Genomic DNA, 17,030 nt, shown 5'->3' on the forward strand with positions numbered 1-17,030 from the left:
ATGGTTGCATTTGATAATGTGTCATAACCCTTTAAGGTCGCTCCATTACCGTTGATGGTAATGCTTTTGTTTACATATAATGAAACGTTTTCATAGGTTCCTTTTTGGAAATTTAATGTATCTCCATCATTTAAACTGTTGATTTTTTCTTGAATTTGAGCATTTGTATCTGTAGTTTCAACTGTAACCTCTTTGCCAGCTGCAATGTCATTATCTTCGAATACTTCCATTATGTCGCTATCATTATTGTCAATATTGGAAGCATCTTGTGCTGATATTGCGCTTGTAGCCAAGAATACAGTTAATACCAACAAAACAGCTAATATTAAACTCTTCTTATTCATAATATTTTCCTCTAAAGTTATTTGGATAATCACTTAAACATAAAAAATTAAATCGATAAGCAATCAATTTAATATTGACTTTCATATTATTTAAATTAAAATGTCTTAAATTCTTTATATAACAGTGTTAAGTATATTTCTTTGTTGTAATTAGAGTTACATCGATTTAAATTTTTGGTATAATGCATTTATAGGGGTTAGATTTATATATATTCGGCATCATAATATTATCAATAATCAATATCATTCATATAGATAAATTTTACTTTTGAGATTAATTTTTCTATTAAAATTATTTGATTATGAAAATAGTGGTTTGGAAGTTTTTAATATGAATAAAAAAGTATTTAATCTTTTTTTTATATCTTTATTGTTATTATTCTTAGTTTCGGCAGTCAGTGCTGCTGATATGCATGATGACAATATTACTATTCTTTCCGATGGAGGTAATCATGTTGTCACTTCCGATTTATCAAATGATGATATCCAATCACAGTTTGATAATGCAAATGACGGAGACACTTTTGAATTTACAGACAATGAGTATAGGGACATCTCCTTGGTTGTAAATAAGAAATTAAATATTATTTCCAAAAAGAGCAGTGTCGTTTATGCATCTGATGAATTGAGCGACAGGGCTAGGAATATGGGAATAGATAAAACTTTCGAATTTTACTTTACATCAAATGCAGCAGGCAGTGTCCTATCTGGAATAACTCTTATTGCATCTAACTCTGATTATGGAATTGAGGTGGATAACTCAAAAAATATCAAAATAATCAATAATAAGGTCATTGGAGGAGGAAATGGTGTTCTGATAAAGAATTCAGATAAGATCACCTTGTCTGAAAACGACATTTCAAAAGCTAAGCAAAATGGAGTGCAGCTTCAGAATGTCAAAAACAGCCTGATTGAAAAGAATCATATTTCATATAATAAAAAATCAGGCATCGAAACATCAAACATTGCGTATTGTAAAATATTGAACAATACGATACATCACAATGATTTGAATGGGATTTCCACTTTCAACAAATCTTCAAATACATTAATGTCAGGCAACAACGTTTATGAGAATTCCAATGGAATTTACATCAACTCCACATCAACCAATGATGTCGTAAAATCAAATTCCATGACCAATAACAGAAAAGACCCAAGGTCAAGCATGGGAGGATTTGAAACAGGTAACGGATTGTTGTTTGGAGCTGGATTTAAAAGCAGCGGCAATACAATACTCAAAGTGGAGTATAATTATCTGGCGCATAATGAATTTTTCCAGGCTAAAAACTACTGGGAAAATCCCAATTATGAATTGGGCCAGAATTGGTACAATTCAAATGATCCTACCAATACCTTTGTCTGCCCTAGACTTCTGGCATCTCTAATGACATTGGATACATTTTCCGTCAGCAATACATTAACCCTCCAGTTGAGAGATTCATCCGGAAAGGCGGTTAATGAGTTTGCAACATTCCAAACAAATGTTGAAGTCGACGGTAACGTTTACACTGCAAATTTCGTTAACGGAAGGGCCAGTGTCACTCAGTTGGACCCTAATGTTAACCATGATGTCAGAGTTCAGATAGCCGATGAATATTACCAATATGATGTTAAGGATGCATCCGGTGAAACTGGTGACGCAAAGGATTCAAAAACCTCAACAAGTGACGCTGATGCAGGTTCTAGTGGAAGCAGTGCAGGCGGAACCTCTGAAGTTCAGGGAAATTCCAATTCCCAAGGTGCCTCAAACGGTGGGGATTCTTCAGGTTCACATATTGCAAATTCAGATAAATCAGGCAATTATGGAACTAACAGTTCCGATATTCCATCTCAAGACACATCAGACAACGGTAATGATGCATTGTCCAATGGTGATTTAAATGCAGGAGATTCCGGAAGCGGTGATGCAATGGATGAAGGAAAAGCCTACGAGATAGTTCCTCCAGTCACAACATCAAAGGAACTTACCAACACATCCGGGCTTGTTGTATTAAGCATTTTGTCTATAATGGGCATGCTTATCTATGGATATTGGCGTAAAGATGAATTCGAACAATAAAATCATCTTTTTCTTTTTTTTCTTTTAGTTATTTATATCATTAAAACAAAGTACTATTAATGAAAATCAAAAATCATTCCCTAAAAATAAATACGAACAGAAACTTTGAAATCATTGACATCACACCAAAAATCAACGAACAGATTGATGTTGAAAGCGGAATAATCTCCATTTTTTCAAGGCATTCAACATCCGCCATTGTTGTCAATGAAAATGAATCAGGACTTTTGAATGATTTGGAATTCACTTTAAATAATCTCATTACTGATAAGTTCACATATCAGCATGACAGGATTGATGACAACGCAAGGTCTCATCTGAAATCATTTCTTCTTTCATCAAGCGAGTGTCTGCCCATTAAAGACGGCAAATTGGATCTGGGCACTTGGCAGTCAGTTTTTTTCATCGAGCTTGATGGGCCAAGATATGGCCGTACCATAAGTTTAACTATTATGGGAGAATAATATATTAATAAGATGTGAATAAGTGGAGAAATTTTTATGGATGATGAAACTCTAAAAACTTATGGATATGTAATCAGCTCTTCCTATAGGGAAAAATCAGTTAAATCTCTTAACGATGGCGACAAGATACCGACAGATTTGGCGGAAGACATCGGAATTCGCACCAATCACATTTCAAAGGTCTTGCGTGAGCTTAAGGAATGTGGTGTTGCTGAATGCATCAATGAGGAAAAACGCAAAAATAGAGTATACAGGCTTACACCTAAGGGTGAAGATGTAGCTAAACTTATCGATTAATGTTAATTTTTTCGTGTGGTGTTGTTAAATTGAGGCGATGGACAATAATTTTGATAGCTTTTATAATTCTTTTATTTATTTTGATACTCATCTTCAATTATTATGGCACTTCACCACAGGTCAACGAGTACGCCCAAATGGAAATCGAAATGAGAAAATTGTGGTATTGAAAAAGAATTTAGTTTAAAAATTCTATTTCAAACGCAATTACAGGGTATTCTAAAGTAAAGTTTGTAATAACTTCAGGGGATACCTCACCAAAGAAACCTTTAACTGAACCTTTTTCAGCCATACCGGTAACATCAGCAACTCTGCCCGGAATGAATGTCTTGTTTTCACTGTCAGATATTTCCATTGAATATCCGAGATTGGCCAATACGCTTGTAACGACAGATTTTATTTCTGTAAAGTTTGCGGATGAATGGCAGATTACTCCAGCTAATTTTTTGGAAGCGACAGTCTTGTTTTCTGTGCTTTCATCAAGGTATAGGACATCACCGATTTCGAAAATCTTTTGAGGCAGGTCCTCGTGCTTGTTGTCTTCCAAGAATTCCATGAGGGAATTGATTAGGCTGGTTCTGATCATGGTTCTGTCGATTGTAATCGGCCTTGCAACCTGAACATGAGGCTTTTCTTCCTGGTTCATGTTTTTGTAATGGGCTTCCTCACTGGTAAGCATCAGGCTCATAACTTCCTGGAATCCTAAACCGATCATTACTTCACGGATTGTGCTTTCTGCCTTGAACCAATTGTTTTCATAAGCGACAGTATTGATGTCAGGCAATTCGGCCACAACATCGTTGATATGATATTGCACTGCGATATTTTCAACGATATCAACCTCATGCAGGATGTCCACCCGATATGCCGGAATGATTGCCTTGACTTCATTGTCATCAATGATTTCAGCATCAAAACGGGCCTTTAGGAGCAAATCATGAATGTCCTGTGCAGTCAGGTCTGTTCCACCGATAAGTTCATTGGCTGTATCGACATGAACATTCATCTCTTGAGGAGTCAAATCAGGAGTTTTGATGGTCTTGTCTTCATATCTCACTTCCATGGATTTGATTTGACCTCCAACTTCAGCAAATGATGAACAGATGATATTTAATGCCTGGTTAACTGCCCTTTCGTCAGTACCGGTTACATCAACAATGATATTGTGAGTTTCCTCTTTAAGCTTGGTCAGCTCTCCGTTAATGATTGGAGGCATTGACAGGACATTATCGTCTTTGTCAAGGATTAATGGATATTTGTCAAAGTCTTCAATCAGATGAGCATAATCCTTACCTTTGTCATGTTCGGTCAGGATTTCATTTGGAGTCATTTCTGTGTCCTTTTCTAAAGGAACAAATGCATTTGCATCTTTAGGGGTTGCAATATATTTGAATGGACCTTCAACGACATCGGCATTGTGGATACCGATAGCTACCTTTTTCCTGTCTCTTCCGATAACCCAATGGAGGTTTTCCTGGAAGTCCATGCAGTATTTGAGTTTGTCGCCAGTAAAATCAACGTTATCGATTTTTGCAAATCCTATGAATGGTCTGATTGCCGCAACATCCTTGTCGACTGTTACATATTCTCCGGATTCTTCAACCTTATAGTCCGGAAAGCCTATTTCCTGGCCGATAAATCCCTTAAAAGATCTAGCTACTCCTTCAACAGACAAGTTGTCCGGTCTGTTGGGGAAGAATTCCACCTTGATTTCCTCATCGTCAAAGTCTTCAATGTCACTGGACATCATTGGCAATGTGTCTATCAATTCATCTTTTTCCATATCTATTCCTAAATCTTTTAAATCTTGATATTTGAATGTTATAACTGGCATTTAATAACTCCATTACTTTATAATCCATATATTAAAATGAAAAATAGAGATTCAACTAGAAAGTGAAGCGCTCTATGTTCTATCTCGCCCATATCACGGATGAGTATGGTATGGGATACATCAATTACAAAATGAATAAGGGCTGCTAGAAGTCCAATAGTAGGATTTAAAAACACCATTGACACTATAATGAAATGAAATCCCGCTTCCATTAACTCATGAGCTACCCATGTTTGCCAGGTAGAATGGGTGGATTGTTGGATTATGCCACCTAAAATGATGTAGAAGTTATTTAAAACTTTCCACATTAAAGCGGTGTGTAATATATCGCTCATAGCTAAAATGATTGCAACATAAAACCATAATAAATTCATTTTTTACACAGTCCTTATTTTTGATAATATTAATAATATGATTTTGATATATAATATAGTTAACTATTTTTGCATTGTTTTCACTTCGTAAAATTGTTTTCAGTTTATAATATTGATTTAACCTTCTAAAATTGCTTTAATTTATAACTAACTACTTTAAATAGTTTTAAAATGATAATCAAACTGTGGAACTGATTTTAAATTAGTTTCATAGGAGGATTTTTTTAAAATGAAAAAAAGCGCTAAAATAGTAATTGCACTACAAGTAATTTCAACAATTACTGGTATTGTGCAATTACTATGTATTATACTAAGGGGATGATTTATATATCATCCTCTCTGGTATGGTAATTATTATGCGCTTTTTTCATTAATAAATCTTTTCTATTTAAAATTAATAATTATTTTTTGTGTTAGAATGTAAATAACAATGGTACTTTGGCTGATAATTGTAAATATAATTTTCATCTTAATTTTACTAATTTGTGTCTATAAAAATTCTAATTTGGAATATCGAAATATATTAATGAGCTTAATAATTATTCAAATAATTATAATATTGATAAATATATTACTTCAAACAATTTAATAAGATATTTAACTAAGGGATTTAAGCTTCTTTTTCAATTTCATAATTACTTTTTTAAATAATAAACTACATAATTAATAATATTATTTTTACTTAATTATTTTAGGAGAAAATATATGTCAAACCAAGAGATTCCTAAAGACTATGATTTTAAAAAAGAAAAAGTTTGGGAGCAGAAATGGGAAGATGAAAACATCTACAAATACATTGGAGATGGATCTCGTCCTAGATACATAATAGACACTCCCCCACCATACCCAACAGGTGCCATTCACTTGGGCCACGTATTGAATTGGGTTTACATTGATATGAATGCAAGATACAGAAGACAAAAAGGATTTGACGTCCTGTTCCCACAGGGATGGGACTGCCATGGTCTTCCGACTGAAGTGAAAGTTGAAGAAACTCATGGAATAAAGAAAAATGATGTTTCAAGAGCCAAGTTCAGAGAGTACTGTATCGATTTGACCACCAAAAACATTGCAAGCATGAAAAAGGACATGAAGGCAATGGGTTATTCACAGGACTGGACCCGTGAATTCGTTACAATGAATCCCGAGTACATGAAAAGGACCCAATATTCCTTTTTGAAAATGTATGAAGACGGATTGATCTATCAGGGTAAACACCCTGTAAACTGGTGTCCTCGCTGTCAGACAGCTATCGCTTTTGCGGAAGTCGAATATTCTGATAATACCACATTCTTAAACTATGTAAACTTTCCTCCGGCTGTTGAGGATTCCTATGACGATATAGTATCATCACAGGCATCAGGAAAACAGGCCGACCCTAAAGAGGAAGGAATTTTGATTGCAACAACCAGGCCTGAACTGATGTCTGCCTGTGTAGCTGTTGTGATTCACCCTGAAGATGAAAGGTACACTCACCTTTTAGGCAAATATGTTGAAGTGCCTTTGTCACACCAGAAAGTTAAAATCATTGCTGATGAAGAGGTAGATCCTGAATTCGGTACAGGTGCGGTAATGATTTGTACATTTGGGGATAAGACTGACGTAAGCTGGGTTCAGAAATATGACCTTGAAGTCATTGATGTCATGCATGATGACGGCACATTGACCTCTGCTGCCGGAAGATATGAAGGAATGGATCTGCAAAGCTGTAAAAAACAGACCATTGAAGACTTAGACGCTGAAGGCTACCTCCTGAAAAATGAAGAGGTTGACCAGAATGTCGGACAATGCTGGAGATGCAAGACTCCTGTTGAAATTCTTCTCAAGGAGCAGTGGTTTGTTGCGGTCTGTGATTTGATTGAAAAGACCAAGGTCGCAGCCGATGAAATGAAATGGGTGCCTGAACACATGAAATCCCGTATGATAAACTGGGCGGATTCCATGGAATGGGACTGGTGTATCTCAAGACAGAGAATATTTGCAACACCTATTCCTGTATGGTACTGTAAGGACTGTGGAAAAGTCATTCTTCCTGATGTTGAAGACTTGCCAATAGACCCAACAGTCGACAAGCCAAAACACGCATGCGAATGCGGATGCGAAGAATTCGTACCTGAAGTGGATGTGCTTGACACATGGATGGATTCATCAATTTCACCGCTGTCAATTGCAGGATGGCCTGATGAAGATTATATAAATCATTTCCCATCAAATATCCGTCCGCAAGGACACGACATTATCCGTACATGGGCATTCTACACTACACTCAGATGTATTGCATTGACCGGCCAAAAGCCGTTTGACGACATTGTAATCAACGGTATGGTGTTCGGTGAAGATGGAAACAAGATGAGTAAATCCAGACCGGAATTCGTGGTCGGACCTGAAGAGGTAATTGAAAAATACGGTGCAGACCCATTGAGAACATGGGCTGCAAACAGCGTACCCGGGTCTGATGTAATATTTGATTGGAAAGACATCAAGCACGGATTCAGGTTCCTCAGAAAATTCTGGAATGCATTCAGATTCATCAGCATGCAGATATTTGATGAGGAAGTTTCATATGAAGAGGTCAAGGACAATCTCGGACCATTGGACCTATGGATATTGTCAAAGCTGAACAACTTGAATAAGACTGTTGATAAGGCATTTGAAGAATATAACTTCGCACAGACAATCACTCCAATCGAAAGGTTCTTCTGGCATGACTTCTGTGACGAGTACATTGAAGCTGTTAAATACAGGCTGTACACTGACGTTTCAGACGAATCCAGAAAAGCTGCTAAATACACATTAAGGACCGTTGTGGAAACATCCTTAAAATTAATGGCTCCTATTGCACCGTTCTTTACAGAAGAGGTTTATCAGTACTTTTCAGATGAGTCAATTCACACAACATTATGGCCTGAAGTATATGAAGAGTTAATCAGTGAGGAAATGGAGACAAAAGGTGAAACCACTGTCGAGCTTATTGATGAGGTCAGAAGATTCAAGTCAGCATCAAAAATCCCATTGAATGCGGAACTCACTGAAGTAAACGTCTACACTTCAGATGATGATTTGGTTGATGTATTCAATCAGTTTGATTCAGACATTAAGGGAACCTTGAAAATAAAAGATTTGGCAATCACCTCAGGCAAACCTGAAGTTCATGAAAAAATCATCGAAGTGGAACCTGACATGTCCCAAGTCGGACCTACATTCAAAGGGGACGCCGGTAAAATCATCGGTTATCTGAAATCAACCGACATTGAGGAAATAGGTTCTGTTTTAGAGGAAAATCATGAACTGGCAATTGGTGATATTGTAGTTCCTGAAGATATGCTTAATGTCAAAAAGGAGATTGTTGGTGCATCCGGTAAGAAAGTGGATATCCTTCAATCTGAAAATCTGGACATGATCGTTGAAGTAATCAGATGATTGCTTCTCCAATTTATTTTTTTTAAAAAAAGTGATGTGAAAATCTTAAAATTAAATAAAAAAGAGAGAAAAACGTCTCTCCTTATTTTTTAACTTTCAGCTTGGTTTTAATTGTATCTTTCAGGTAAGTGATTTTGACTGTATAAGTTTTTCCTGCCTTGAATTTCTTGATAACCTTATTTTTAAGAGTAATCTCAGCAATACCTTTCTTATTGGTTTTTGCCTTGTAAGTTTTACCCTTGACCTTAAATGTTATTTTCTTACCTTTAATCGCTTTGCCATTACTGGATTTAAGTGTAGCTTTAAGGACTGCTTTTTTTTGCATTCTTTTTAATCTTAACAACTTTCTTGCTCTTAAGAATCTGCTTAACAGTAATCACATGTTTACTGCTTATGCCTTTATATGAAAGTTTGACGGTGTACTTGCCGGGAATATAAGTTTTGCCCAGTTTGATAATAATATCTCCTTTAGAGTCGGTTTTATAAGACTTAATTTTACCATTTATGGAAATCTTAATTGTTTCTCCGCTAACAGGTTCACCATCAGCACCAATGATTCTAATATTATAATTATAGTTGCTGTTATAATCCTTCTTGATGTCCTTGCTAATGATTTCTGCTTTACTTGCTTTAACTGTGAAGGTCACATTATCGCTGGCATCAATATAATTGCCGGTGGAATCATGATAACTGACAACAACATCACTATATGTTCCGGCAACCAAATCCGGTATGCTAATGGTGGCAACGCCATCTTTAACGGTGCTGTTGTAAGTTTTGCCTTTAACTGTTACGGATACAGTGCCCTCTTTAGCATTGGTTTTTATATTGATAACGATAGGTTTGTCGTTTTGGTAAACATCACCGGCACTAGTGGCATTGATTTCGGTTACAAAAGATATAACATTGCCTTTATCACTTGTTACATTATCTGTGAGTGGACTTTCAGCACCCGCTTCAACTGCTACATTGTCAGTACCATCCGCAGCACGGTTTCCTGATAATTCAGAATTTGAAATGGTGCTATCGGCACCATCAACGTAAATCGCGCCACCGAATTTGGCAGCAGTGTTGTTGATTAATTTGGCATTATCAATTTTAGCCCCATTATCGGCAATTGCGATTGCACCACCATTGAATTCTGCTGTATTGTTGGAGAAGTAAGAATCAGTCACGGTCCCATTAGTTCCCTGCCATTGGATTGCACCACCACTTTGTTTTGCTTTGTTGTTTGCGAAGATGGAGTTGTTTATTGTTCCGTTAGCACCGTACCAGTAGATTGCACCTCCCTTATCAGTAGCATTACCATTAATGAATTTTATATTTTTCAATGTAACTCCTGTTCCGGTATATTGAATATTCTGGATTGGCATTGTACATATAGTATTGCATTATTGCCTATGATTGTCAAATTGTTTTTATCAATTGTTATTGCGGTTCCTGATCCGTTATAAAGTCCATCGAGTTCTATTGTAGCTCCACTTTCTGCAGATGATATTGCTTCTTGAATGTCAGCAAAAGTGCCTCCACTAACAGGTGCTTTTAATGTCGCATTTTCATTGTTTTTAATTTCTTTCAAGCTGGAATCATCATTTCCAGTTGAAATTTGCTCTTGGTTAATTTCATCATCATTATCTTGACTTAATGAGGTAATGTTATCATTTGCAGCACTTACACTGCCTATTAAAACAAATAGTATCAATAACACTGTAAAACCCATTATCAGTTTCTTTGTATTAATAAGAATCTCTCCATTATTTTTTCATTAAAATTAATTTGTATTTAAAAAAATAATTGAGTTTATGTTATTTCTCAGTTTTTTTTGATGTTGTGAGCGTAATTTTAATATATATTAAAAAATTTTCATTCAATAGATATTTAAACTTTATGATATTTTTTCATCAAACACCCTTATTAAAATGGGTTTGAGCAATAATTCGCAAGTATAATCAACAAAAAATTAAAAAATACAGACTTTGTGCAAATGTAGTCAAAAAATAGGGATATATAACAACAAATGTTGTTAGATATCATAGATATTTACTGCATTTAATTTGATTTCATCTTTCTTTTTATCATATCCTTCTTCAAGATAAAATGATACTTTAATGCCTTCACGGTATTTGTTTGGGTCTCCCTTGAACTCAAATCTGTTGAAGAAGAAATCCTCTCCGTCATCACGTTTGATAAATCCGGTTTTGCCGTGAGGCATAATCCTTTTTATTGTTCCGTAATTCGGCTGTTGGGTTTTGAATTTCAAATCTTTCCAATAGCCTTTCAGCTCTTTTTCGATTTTCCAATACTCTGTATTTTCAGTGTCCAAACCTGCATCTGCGATTTTTTCTTCCAGGGATTCATCAATGTTCCATTCATTATGCAGTCTTATTGAATAGATAAGATATGAGTGTTTCAGAGCAATTTCAGGTTCGTCCTCTTCAAGCAAATCTTCAAGCAGTGAATATAATTTGATTTTCTTGTCGCTGTCTCCATGGCTTAGTGCTGCTGAAACGGCATATTCAAGAGATTTGTCCTCTTCACCTTTAAAGAAATAGTTTTCGGCAATTTCCCATTGGATATACCAGTCCTTTTTGAACTTATAGATGTCCTTAAGATATTCAATGGCTTCGTCATATTCTCCCAATTCCCTGCAGGACCTGGCAATCCTCCATTTAAACCAGATATCGCCATTGTTGGTAAAGTTATTCAATTTTTCCAGTGCTTCTTTTGAAACGGCCAAACATTCGTCATAATCTTCCACTTCCTGGAGGGATTTGGAAACCCAGTTGTAGTATTTTTCCTTATTTGATGCTATTTTAACGTCTCTTCCATCGCTTGTTGTGAATGATGAAGTCTTTGAACTCAAATAATCTGGATTTAACTTGTCTGCCCAAATGAGGATGTTTTCATAGTCGTTATTTTTATATAAATGGTCAAGAAGCTTCATCATGGATAGGGTGTATGCGCATACTCCATCCTTTTTGGAAAGGTCTTCCTGCGGCACTAGCTGTGTTATTGTATCCACTGCTTCAAATAACTCTGTTTCCTCTTCAGAGTTTTTCACATAAAGCTGATATAGTGCCCAACTGTAAAATCTTTTGTCCCAAATTGTAAAAGCTTCAGAATGGTCCATATAAAGGGATTCGTATAAATCCTTTGCATCTTCGTATTTTTTGCTTTGATAATTCTTTTTTGCTTGAGCTAACTCTTTTTTGATGTTTTCACTCATGGTCTCACCACACAGGATGTATATGTGTATAAATTGTTATATGAATTATTTAAATGTTGATGTTTTATCTTCTAATTTCATTTCCAAAACAATATTGTAATTGCTTTAAAATCCTATTTCTTGATGTAAATATTGTATTTAACTTATTAAAAGTATATATGTAAGTTATTACATAATCAATTAATGGAGATGGGCTTTAATTAATTTTTTTGGTTGAATAATTGATTCCTCTTGTTGTGTTTTAAAAATAGTTGATTGAAGTTTGATAATTTATATGTACAATGATGGCTCATCTCCCTTATTTTTACCTAATTCTAAGTTTTTGTGCTTAAAAAAGAAAAAATAGATTATTCGTATTTGAATAATCATGTGTTTTGTGTGTCTTCTTTGATTTCACTAAACCAATCGGTTTTCATGATAACGTAATACATTATTGCGCACAGTATTATGTCGAAAACGATTGATATGACCACATCATTAAATTGCGGTGAGGAAGTTGATGACCTAAGTCCAAACATGATGAATAATGAAATGGAAAAATTATTCGCTGTATGCATGGCGGAACTCACTTCTATACCATTTGTCTTCCATGTTAAAAATCCAAAAATAAGGCCTGAAACAAATACTTCCACGAGCCCTAAAGTGTTATATCCATGGGACACTGAAAATATTATGCCCTGAAGCACTATCGCTAAAACAGGTATTTTGAACCATGATCCGAAGGTTTGCATGATTAGGCCACGGTACACATATTCCTCTGCAGTACATTGCAGAGGCACTAAAATTAAGCTTGCAATCAAAAACAGTATTGAAAAATGATAGGTTCCATCGGTTCCGTTGATTGCGACATCTGCTCCTTGAAAAATCATGAGCGCTATGAATGGAATAATCAAAGCCTTTAAATAGAGTTTAAAATTCCATCCTCCGCGTGAAGATGCATAGGATGAGAATGGTCTGTCCCTGACAATTTTAGTGGCAATATATAGGGCAGGAATCATGACAATGACTGATAAGTCTGAGAAAATTTCTCCCAAATTGGTATTTAACACTTCATATCCTCCTCCGGTAATTATGTCCATAGCACTTTCGCCATAAATGGCACCGAAAACAACCAGGAGTATCAATTGAAATATAAGCATTAATATTAAACCTATTATGAAAACAAGTATTGGTTTGTACCACCTATATTTTTCAAAAGTTTTTGGATATGTAATAAACTCGGTTATTTTATTATTTTCTGTCATATTTTATTTTATTATTATTATTTAAATGTATTAAAATTTTTTCTTATTCAATGATTGAAAAAATAGATATTTATTTATTAAATTATCAATATGTCAATAATTATCAAATTAGTGAATAAATTTTAGTTATTTTCAATATCTCTGCTGTTCGTTATGGCGGTAAGGTGAGCATAGCTTTAAAGTATTTATTGGTGATGATATGGGAGATACAAGTCAGTGGAATTCGCAGTTGTCCTTTTTGTTTGCAATGATTGGAGCTGCTGTTGGATTAGGAAATATATGGCGTTTTAGTTATGTTGTCTATTCAAATGGAGGAGGAACATTCTTCATCCCGTATCTGATTGCCATAGCCATATTGGGCATTCCTTTTCTGATATTGGAATACGGTATTGGATACAGCTTTAAGGATTCCTTTTCGAATGTAATGAAAAGAATCAATCCCAAACTGGAATTCGTTTCATGGATTTTATTACTATTTGTTTTCATTGTACTTATTGTTGGGATCTGACCTATCTCACTTCCAGTGTCACATTTTCATGGGGAAGTGATGTGGCGGCATATTTTGTGCAAAATGTTGGAGGAAGTTCCAATTTATCAAATTTGGGTTCTTTAATAATTCCAACAACAATTGGTGCACTAATAATATGGGTTATTGTATGGTTCATATCCCATAGGGATTTGAATGAGGGAATCGGAAAGATTTCAAAGATTTTAATACCTGCACTTTTCATTATTATGATTGGTATGGTGATTTATGCCCTGACACTTCCGGGAGCCAGCATAGGTATACAAACATTGCTGCAGCCGGATTGGAGCAAATTGACCGATATTAATATTTGGCTTGCGGCATTTTCCCAGATTCTTTTCTCATTGAGTATGGGTCAGGCCATTGCCTTGACTTATGCCAGCTATTTGCCTGAAGGCTCTAAAATTAATGACAATGTACTGCTTGTTGTTTTTGCAAATTCCTCGTTTGAGGTCTTCACCGCTTTCGGGATATTTTCAATTTTAGGGTTCATGTCATTTTCAACAGGAACTCCGATGGTCCAATTGGTCAGCGAAGGCACCGGTCTGATATTTGTTGTTTTCCCAATGATCTTTAATATTATGGGCATTATGGGACATATCCTGGCACCATTACTGTTTTTAGCAATACTGTTTGCAGGAATCACTTCAGCGGTTGCAATATTTGAGCCGATGGTAAGATCAATGGAAGATAAATTGAATTGGTCTCGTAAGAAAACCGTAGCTCTACTTTCCATAATAGGATGTGCTTTTTCCTTAATGTTTACAACAGGAATAAGCAGTTATCTTGTGGGCGTTGTTGACGGTTTTGTGAACGAATTCGGGATACTCTTTTTAATTGCGATTCAGTGCATCATTTTCGCATGGATATATAATGTCGATTCACTGATACCTGTAATTAATGAAAACAGCAGATTCAAGGTGGGATTCCTTTGGAAAGCTGTCATCAAATATGTTTTGCCATGCTTTTTAATAGTAATGTGGTTGATTGGAGTATATGGCCTATTTACAGATGTTGATTCATTTGAAGCGATTGTATATATCATCATAATGGTATTGGTTTTAGTATTCAGCGGAATCTTAACTAAAATCAATTCCGATTAAACAAATTTGGCAGATTTGGTGCATAACTGCTTGTTAACTCTGTTTTTCTTAAACAAAAGAAATTAAAAAAAGATTTAATAAAAAATTTAAAAATAAAAAGAGAAGCAATCAAAAGATTGCTTATTTAAGTTTCTATTCCAGATATAATCTTATTCCTTGGAATATTAAACCTACTCCTATAAGGACTGCTGCGAAAATCGGTTGATCGATTGAAAATCCTCCAAGAGCTATGGCTATTATACCTAAAATTATAGTCAATACTGAAGCAATTTTTGATATTTGTGAATCTGAAATAAGTCCAACAATACCTGCTAAAATCATTATGATACCAATGACATAGAATTGTAATGCAAAAAGGACTGATAGTGCTGTAATATTAAATGCAAATACTACTCCCACTATAATTGACAGTATTCCAATAATAATATTAAATGCAGTAAATCCGGCTAATATTAATATTATACCAAAGAATATTAAGCTTATTCCAATGAGAAGGGACAATGCTGCAGTACCAAATATAGGGAAAATTATAAAAATTAATCCTAAAATTAGGGATAATATTCCAGATATTTTATTTGATTCCATATTTTTTCCTCCAAATTTTGTTATTTTCAGCTTTTTCAACTGAAAAATATAAAAATTCAAAAAGCATCACGCTTTTTTCATATTTAATTTTTCTTTTTTACACTATTTAATAATTTTTACTTTTTGTAAATGAAATTAGATATGGATTACCTAAAATTTTCCATATCTTAAGTATTATTTTTTTAATTCAGCCAAATTCTCTTTTAACAGTTTATAGATGTTTTCAGCACCAATGATTTCATCATCACTGACATTCCAACTTGAAGGGTACAATATGAACGGTTTGGATTGGTCTCCACCGGCTCCACCATGGCTTCCAACCAATTCCTCAAAAGCGCATACCTCATCTGCCTTTTCATCATAAAAACTGTTGACCAGGATGTCGGGGGTATGTTCAAATGAGCTTGTTCTTTTCAAATGTCTTACGATATTGTCTCCGAATCCTTCAAGAGGGTTTTCACCTTCAATTTCGCCGTTGTCAAGGTAATATGTTCCATTTTTTCCAATAGCCAAATCTCCGTGTTCCTGGGATTTAACTAAAATAAAACCGACATATTCATTGTTTATGATTCCAGGTATCAGTTCAGGGAAATAGTTGTTCAATTCCTCGTATGTTAATCTTTGGCTCCATTGTGTCAAATATATCATTGCAAGATTGCCTGAAGCCAATACGATGACTTCAGAGTCGTTTAATTCTTTCTCTTCTTCTTTTTCTTTTTTTATTTTTTTCTTTTCTCTAGAAAATGGAGATGTTCCTGCAAAGTGGTCTTCATTTGAATTCAATTTTGCAAACACGGTCATGTCTTCAGGAAGTAATGATTTGACAAAGTCTTCAAATGTTTCACCATACCTTTGGGTAAATGTGGCACCATTTGTCTGACCATGGTCTGATTGGATTACAAACTGATAGTCTCTAGGACAATACTTGTTTGCATCGGTTAAATGCTTGATTTGCTGATCCATTGCCCTTAATGCAATCCATGCATCACTGTCCCTAACTCCGGAGTGGTGAGCTATTTCATCATAACCCAAATAGGTTGAGTATGCAACGTCAATATCTCCAACCATCATGTCCCCGATTAATGTTGAAGTGTTGATTTCTCTCATGAATACGTTTGTGGCAGCTCTTGTTGGAATGTATACTATTCCACGTTTTATTCTAGGCCTTACGTTTCTTATTGAATGTGTGATTTGAGACCAGATTTCCCGTATGATATCTGCAAGAAACAGGGCAATTATCCGTGCAAAATTACTTGGATTGGAAAATACGGAATACCATGCCTTATTGTATAATTTTTTAAAGTCCATTATCTTACTGAATGTAAATATTACATTGTCGGTATCCCCTGAGAATAAATTTGATCTGCTCGCTCCATTGTCAACAAGCAATCCGTTTCCGTCTGAAATTCTCTGTTCCAATTCAGGCACTTTAGTGATTCCTGAACATTGCATCATTTGATTGCCGTTGCTTTTTTCTATCCATCTGAATGCAACAATTCCTTCATTATTTCCATGAAGGATTCCGGCTTGGCTTGCACCAGTTTGGGAAGA

The 17,030-nt window shown here is 35.1% G+C and carries 13 protein-coding genes and 2 pseudogenes; 5 read left to right on the forward strand and 10 right to left on the reverse strand.

What is annotated here, in order from left to right:
* Window positions 1–344: pseudogene (locus tag QZ138_RS03065) on the reverse strand (adhesin); the annotation flags it as partial.
* A 370-nt stretch (window positions 345–714) separates the two neighbouring features.
* Between QZ138_RS03065 and QZ138_RS03070 the strand changes: the two are divergent.
* The 3 genes from QZ138_RS03070 to QZ138_RS03080 are packed head-to-tail and all read left to right on the forward strand — an operon-like array spanning window position 715 to window position 3,167.
* Entirely contained in the window at window positions 715–2,406 is a 1,692-nt protein-coding gene (locus QZ138_RS03070) for a nitrous oxide reductase family maturation protein NosD (RefSeq protein ID WP_292886100.1), read from the forward strand.
* Window positions 2,407–2,465: 59 nt separating this feature from the next.
* Window positions 2,466–2,870, forward strand: coding sequence for a secondary thiamine-phosphate synthase enzyme YjbQ (locus tag QZ138_RS03075; protein WP_292886103.1), 405 nt, complete (start codon window positions 2,466–2,468; stop codon window positions 2,868–2,870).
* Window positions 2,871–2,906: 36 nt separating this feature from the next.
* Window positions 2,907–3,167: a winged helix-turn-helix domain-containing protein gene (locus tag QZ138_RS03080; protein ID WP_292600218.1), complete on the forward strand. Its 261-nt coding sequence runs from the start codon at window positions 2,907–2,909 to the stop codon at window positions 3,165–3,167.
* A 178-nt stretch (window positions 3,168–3,345) separates the two neighbouring features.
* Here the strand turns inward: QZ138_RS03080 and pheT are convergent, their stop codons facing one another.
* Window positions 3,346–5,001 carry a phenylalanine--tRNA ligase subunit beta gene (gene pheT, locus QZ138_RS03085; RefSeq protein ID WP_292886106.1) on the reverse strand — a complete coding sequence of 552 codons (1,656 nt, stop codon included), beginning with the start codon at window positions 4,999–5,001 and terminating at the stop codon, window positions 3,346–3,348.
* Window positions 5,002–5,018: 17 nt separating this feature from the next.
* A complete protein-coding gene (locus QZ138_RS03090; RefSeq protein WP_292600214.1) occupies window positions 5,019–5,375 on the reverse strand; it encodes a hypothetical protein in 357 nt (118 codons plus the stop codon).
* Window positions 5,376–6,080: 705 nt separating this feature from the next.
* Here QZ138_RS03090 and QZ138_RS03095 point away from each other — a divergent pair.
* On the forward strand, window positions 6,081–8,795 hold the full coding sequence (locus QZ138_RS03095; protein WP_292886109.1) for a valine--tRNA ligase: 2,715 nt from the start codon (window positions 6,081–6,083) through the stop codon (window positions 8,793–8,795).
* Window positions 8,796–8,877: 82 nt separating this feature from the next.
* Here QZ138_RS03095 and QZ138_RS03100 read toward each other — a convergent pair whose 3' ends face one another.
* From QZ138_RS03100 to QZ138_RS03120, 5 genes are all read right to left on the reverse strand, one after another.
* On the reverse strand, window positions 8,878–9,120 hold the full coding sequence (locus QZ138_RS03100) for an Ig-like domain-containing protein (RefSeq protein WP_292886112.1): 243 nt from the start codon (window positions 9,118–9,120) through the stop codon (window positions 8,878–8,880).
* Complete coding sequence (locus QZ138_RS03105) at window positions 9,098–10,126, reverse strand: hypothetical protein (RefSeq protein WP_292886115.1); 1,029 nt, start codon at window positions 10,124–10,126, stop codon at window positions 9,098–9,100. Before QZ138_RS03105 ends, QZ138_RS03100 begins: the two co-directional genes overlap by 23 nt.
* Entirely contained in the window at window positions 10,123–10,503 is a 381-nt protein-coding gene (locus QZ138_RS03110; RefSeq protein WP_292886118.1) for a hypothetical protein, read from the reverse strand. The genes QZ138_RS03105 and QZ138_RS03110 overlap by 4 nt, the downstream gene beginning before the upstream one ends.
* Window positions 10,504–10,818: 315 nt before the next feature.
* Window positions 10,819–12,021 (reverse strand): tetratricopeptide repeat protein, encoded by a 1,203-nt coding sequence (locus tag QZ138_RS03115; RefSeq protein ID WP_292886120.1) that lies wholly within the window; start codon window positions 12,019–12,021, stop codon window positions 10,819–10,821.
* A 365-nt stretch (window positions 12,022–12,386) separates the two neighbouring features.
* Window positions 12,387–13,160 (reverse strand): CPBP family intramembrane glutamic endopeptidase, encoded by a 774-nt coding sequence (locus QZ138_RS03120; RefSeq protein ID WP_292886122.1) that lies wholly within the window; start codon window positions 13,158–13,160, stop codon window positions 12,387–12,389.
* 304 nt (window positions 13,161–13,464) lie between these two features.
* Here QZ138_RS03120 and QZ138_RS03125 point away from each other — a divergent pair.
* Window positions 13,465–14,894: pseudogene (locus QZ138_RS03125) on the forward strand (sodium-dependent transporter).
* A gap of 132 nt (window positions 14,895–15,026) precedes the next feature.
* Here the strand turns inward: QZ138_RS03125 and QZ138_RS03130 are convergent.
* Window positions 15,027–15,479 carry a DUF308 domain-containing protein gene (locus QZ138_RS03130; protein ID WP_292886124.1) on the reverse strand — a complete coding sequence of 151 codons (453 nt, stop codon included), beginning with the start codon at window positions 15,477–15,479 and terminating at the stop codon, window positions 15,027–15,029.
* A 174-nt stretch (window positions 15,480–15,653) separates the two neighbouring features.
* Window positions 15,654–17,030: alkaline phosphatase family protein (locus QZ138_RS03135; protein ID WP_292886127.1), on the reverse strand; the 1,377-nt coding region annotated here is incomplete at its 5' end.

This window comes from Methanobrevibacter sp. UBA212, assembly GCF_905233225.1.
Taxonomy (GTDB): domain Archaea; phylum Methanobacteriota; class Methanobacteria; order Methanobacteriales; family Methanobacteriaceae; genus Methanocatella.